The sequence below is a fragment of the Collimonas fungivorans genome (assembly GCF_028292705.1).
GTDB classification, from domain to species: Bacteria; Pseudomonadota; Gammaproteobacteria; order Burkholderiales; family Burkholderiaceae_D; genus Collimonas; species Collimonas fungivorans_B.
This window is the reverse complement of record NZ_JAQGLV010000354.1, coordinates 1-5,120: the sequence shown is the minus strand read 5'-3', so window position 1 is coordinate 5,120 and position 5,120 is coordinate 1. Positions and strand designations below refer to the sequence as shown.

The 5,120-nt window shown below is 64.1% G+C and carries 3 protein-coding genes; all 3 read right to left on the bottom strand.

Going from position 1 to position 5,120, the window contains the following annotated elements; genetic code table 11:
• Window positions 1-140 precede the first annotated feature (140 nt).
• The gene (locus JWQ61_RS19710) at window positions 141-1,148 is read right to left on the bottom strand and encodes a YCF48-related protein (RefSeq protein ID WP_304361999.1); all 1,008 of its coding nucleotides are present in this window, start codon (window positions 1,146-1,148) and stop codon (window positions 141-143) included.
• An 8-nt stretch (window positions 1,149-1,156) separates the two neighbouring features.
• The gene (locus JWQ61_RS19705; RefSeq protein WP_304361998.1) at window positions 1,157-3,577 is read right to left on the bottom strand and encodes an RND family transporter; all 2,421 of its coding nucleotides are present in this window, start codon (window positions 3,575-3,577) and stop codon (window positions 1,157-1,159) included.
• A 23-nt stretch (window positions 3,578-3,600) separates the two neighbouring features.
• On the bottom strand, window positions 3,601-5,120 hold a 1,520-nt coding region (locus JWQ61_RS19700; RefSeq protein ID WP_304361997.1), incomplete at its 5' end, for a DUF1302 domain-containing protein.

The following is a 5,120-nucleotide window of genomic DNA, read 5'->3' as shown; positions in this document are numbered from 1 at the left end:
TAATCGTGGGCTGCGGCATATCGCGCCGCAGTACAGATCAACGCCGCAGCGACGATCCGGCCAGCTATCTGTCGTAATTTCATTGTTCCTCCGTTTACGTCAAGTAAATACGTTACAGAACGACTTCACCGCCGCGGACCTCATCTCGCCGCTGCGCCGCTCACCACGCCTGCCAGGGAAAACAGCAGCGCACCCTTTCCGCCCGGCGCCTTGAGCAGTGCCGTGATCGGTTCATCGCCGGCGCTATGCTCCAGCGCGAAATGGCGGCCGCCGTCAGTACTGCGCAACACGGTGCCGCCCATGCCGCCGGCTGCCAGCTCGCGTCCGGACAGCTGCGCGATATCCGTCAGCGATTGCGTAGTCCCGGAAGCGACCGCCTGCCAGCTCTTGCCGTCATCGGCGCTGCGTATGATGTGACCGCGCATGCCGACCGCGACCACGGTGCTGGCGCCGTTTTCAGAAAAGGCGGCGGCGCTCCAGAGCGAGCCCTTTTCACCGCTGTCGATCACATCCCAGTGTTTGCCGCCGTCTTCCGAACGGAATACCGTGCCGGCTTCGGCCATGATCAGCAGCGTGCCGCTGGCGGTCGCGACAATCCGGTACAGGTGGCGGTCGGCAGCGTCGCCGTTGTTCAGTTTTATTTCGGTCCAGGTCGCGCCGCCGTCGCTGGTGCCCAGGGCCAAGCCGAACAGACCGACCGCCAGGCCCTTGTCGGCATCGCCAAACCAGATCGACAATATCGGCTGCTCCTGGCCGTACTGCTGGCGCAGCAGGTTCCAGTGTTCGCCGCCGTCGGTGGTTTTCAGCACCACGCCGTCATGGCCCGCCGCCCAGCCGGTATTGCGGTCGATGAAGGTGACCGAGGTCAGCATGGCGCGGGTCGGCACGCTGCGCGCCTGGCGGTACTGCTTGCCGTCGTCGGACAGCAGGATCACGCCATGGTCGCCGACGGCTACGATCCTGCCGCCTGCGGTGCTGGTCGCCGCCAGCATGGCCGTGCCGGTGGCTTGCTGCCGCAGCTGCGCCGGCCGGTTGGTCGGCCAGCCGGAGTTTGCCGCTTCAGCCGCGGACGAGTTGGCGCCGGCAGCCGCCAGCAAGAGACACAAGACGGCAGGAATCACACGCATATTCTTGAATGTCGATGACATGGGTTTCCTCAATGAGCAACAGACGACGTCATGCGCGGCATGCCGGCGCGGCGCGGGAAGATGGTCTCCAGCACCACCGCGAAGGCTGGCAGCAAGGTGACGGCCATGACCATGTTGACCAGGAACATGAAGGTCAGCAGCTTGCCCATGTCGGCCTGGAACTGCAGCGGCGAAAACGACCAGGTGGCGACGCCTATCGATAGGGTCAGCGCGGTAAACACGGTAGCCACCCCGGTTTCATGCAAAGTGCGCTCGACGGCGTCGCTGATCGCTATGCCGGCTCCCAGGTGCAGCTGCAAACGGTTATAGATGTAGAAGGCGTAGTCGACGCCGATGCCGGTGGCCAGCACCATCACCGGCAAGGTGGCCACCGTGAGGCCGATGTTCAGGTCTTTCATGAACCAGTAGCCGAGCCAGGTTGCTACCGTGAGCGGCAGGCAGCAGGCCAGCATGGCGCGCCAGTCGCGGTAGGCGATCAGCACCAGCAACAGGATGGCTGCGTACACGTACAGCATCATCGGCAGTTCGCTGCGTTCCAGCACTTCATTGGTGGCGGCCTGCACGCCGGCGTTGCCGCTGGCCAGGCGGATATTGACTCCGTCCAGCCGGTTGGTCCGGCGAAACTGCTCGACCGCGGCGACCACGCCCTTGATGGTGGTCGCCTTGTGATCGCTCAGGTACAGGTTGACGCCCTGGGCCCGGCAATCCGACGAGGAAAAGCCGTGCAGCTGGTTGTTGGCGCTGCCGAACTGCGAACCCAGGCCGCGCGCATCACGCGTGATGGTGGCCATCTTCGGGTTGCCTTCATTGAGGCCGGCATTCACGCCCTTGAGCACATCGGCCACCGAGCGGATCGACAGCACGCCCGGCACGCCGCTCATCTGCTGCGCGAAATCGTCCATGAACAGCTGGGCGTCGGGGCGTGCGCAGGCATCCAGCTGGCCCGCCGGCGCCACCTCGAACACCACCGTCAGCCAGTCGAGGCCGACGTCGAAGCGGGCGGTGATGTCGGCGGCGTCGCGGTTGAAGCGCGCTTCCGGCCGCAGTTCGGCGGCGCCGGCCTGCAGGCTGCCGACGTGGCGGCCCTGGCTTTGCCACACCGCCACGCCGAACAAGGCAGCCCCCAGCGCCACCACGATCCATGCGTTGCGCGGCCGCGCCACCAGCGCCAGGCCACTCAGCCAGCGGCTGTGCTGTTCGCGGCGACTGATCGCACGTTGCGCATATTCCTGCGAAAAGCTGAAGTACGAGGCGGCGACCGGCAGCATCACCAGGTTGGTGACGATCTTGTAGCCGACGCCTATCGAGGCGGCAATCGCCAGTTCCCGGATCATCGGGATCGGGATCAGGGTCAGCGTGATGAAGCTGATGAAGGCCGTCACCAGCGCCAGCGTGCCCGGTATCAGCAGGCCGGTGAAACTGTGGCGCGCGGCCTGTTCGGTATTCCGGCCGGCGGCGATTTCGCGCACGATGAAATTGATCTGCTGCACGCCATGCGAAACGCCGATGGCGAACACCAGGAACGGCACCAGGATCGCCAGCGGATCGAGGCCGAAACCGAGCAGCCGCAAGGTGCCGAACTGCCATACCAGCGAGCTGAGCGAACAGACCAGCGGCAGCATCGTCAGCCGCAGCGAGCGGCAATACCAGTAAACCGAAAGCGCAGTCAGCAGCAAGGCGATGCCGAAAAATTCCATGACGCGGCTGGCTTCTTCGCCGATATCGCCGATGGCCTTGGCGAAACCGATGATCTGGATCTCGACCTCGGCGTTTTCGAACTGCTTGCGCACCTTGTCTTCCAGCAGCTGGTTGAAGACGCGGTAATCGAGCGCCTGCCCGGTCTGCGGATCGCTGTCCTGCAATTCGGCCAGCACCATGGCGCTGGTCTGGTCGCGCGAGACCAGGTTGCCGAGATAGCCGCCAGCGGCGACCCGGCCGCGGATATCGGCGATCACCTGCGGATTGAGCTTCTCCGGAATGATGTCGCCGCCGGTAATCGGCAGCGCCTTGAAACCCTCTTCCGTGATTTCGGTAAAGAATACATTCGGCGTCCACAGCGACATGACGCTGCTGCGATCTACGCCCTGCAGGTAATTGACCGCCTCGGTCACCCCCAGCAGCTGGCGCAGCACCGGCGGATTCCAGATCGTGCCGTGACGCGCGTGCACCACCACGATCAGGCGGTTGGCGCCGAACAGCGCTTCCCGGTACTGGTTGAAGGTCTTGATGTATTCATGCTGCTGCGGCAAGGTCTTTTCAAATCCGGCCGACATGCGCAAACCCAGCGCCAGCGCCGCCATGCACAGCGTAAAAACGCCGAATGCCAGCAGCACCGCAAAACGCCGCCTGAAAAGAACCGACTCCAGCCCTGCCACCAGCCGCTGCAGCCGGCCATCCTTGGCGGGACCCTGGGTTGAACTACTGCTCATGCCTGCATCCAATCACTGATTAATCAGAACGAAGTCGTGAAGCTGAAGGTGGCGAAATCGCGGTCGCGGCTCAGGTTGGACAGGCCGCCGCCGTAATTGTGGGTGTAGTCGACACGCATCTTGGTCGCCGGCTTGGTCTTGAAATCCACGGTCAGCCCCAGCACCACCGCGCCCGCGCCCTGGATGAATCCCGGCAAAGCGCTGGCGGACACGCCGGACATACCGTACGACAGCGACAGGTCCGGCGCGTAGGAAGCCTGGCCGCCGAACGCAGCCGGATAGTTGACGCCGATCTGCGCCACCAGGCCGCTGGAGAGTTTGGTCGGCTGCCGGTAATCGGAAGTCACCGAATAGGGGATGCCCTGGTTGAGATCGAGGTCCGGATAATAGGCCGCCGCCAGTTCCGAGGTAAACGTGCCCTCGGTGGCGCCCAGCGCGCGCAGCAGGCCGCCGAAACTGCCGCCCGGGGTGAAGATGTTGAGCGCGGTCAGGTGGAACTGGTATTTCTTCTGGTCGACCGCGCCGCGGCAGACGTAGCCGGTGGGGCGGTAGTTGGCCGGATTCAGGTCGGCATTGCAGTAATACGGATTGTTCGGGTTGCTGACGATGGTCGGATCGATAGGGGTGCTTTCCTTCGGCCGGAACGACAGCTCGGTGCCGAAAGCCCAGTCGCCGGCGCGGGTGTTGTAGGAGACGCCGAACAGGTTGCGGTCCTCGGCATAGTCCAGGTAGATTTCCTGCCAGCCGAACGGGTTGGCGGTAGTGCCCTGGTTGACGCGGATGCTGGCGAACGGAATCTTGTCGTGATAACGGATGTAATACAGGCCCAGTTCGTCGCCGCTTTCGGGGAAGGTATAACGGGTCGACAGGCCGAACTGGCCGCTGTTCCGGGGGTTGTGATCGATGCCGCGCGGGATCACGCTGCCGCTGTGGATCAGCGGGCCGTACAAGGGATTCAGGTTGGGATCGCCCAGTTCGCTGGCCGACAGCTGGCGGTTGAACGGCAGCCCGGTGCTGGGATTGACGCCGATGATGCGGGTGCCGGTATCGCCCACGGTGCCGGGCGGCGCCGGCGGCAGGCCGAACTGGCCGGTAACGGAATTGACCAGCGAGGTCGGCAGGAAGGCGCCGGTGGAGCCGCGGCCGACGATGTCGCTGGTGGAAAAGAAGGTGCCGACCGGATCGAACTCGTAACCGTTCCAGCGCGTCTGGTAATAACCCTCGACGCTCAGGCCCTTGGCCACTTCGGCATTCAGCGACAGGATCGGCGCCGGGCGGAATATCTCCTTCAGCTGCACGCCGGGACTGTGCGCGCGCCGCACATCGATGGCGTTGATCGAATTGATCCCACCGGGAATGAAAATATCCTCGCCCCAACTGATGACCTGGTTGCCGACCCGCGCCCGCACCGGATGCTCATCGATCTCGAATTCCTTGTTGACGTAGGCGTCCAGCAGGCGGATGTCGTGCACCGCATGGCTGCGCGCATCGGGTTCGAGATCGGCATAACGGGTGCGGTCGGCGGCGAAATCGTAGGACCAGG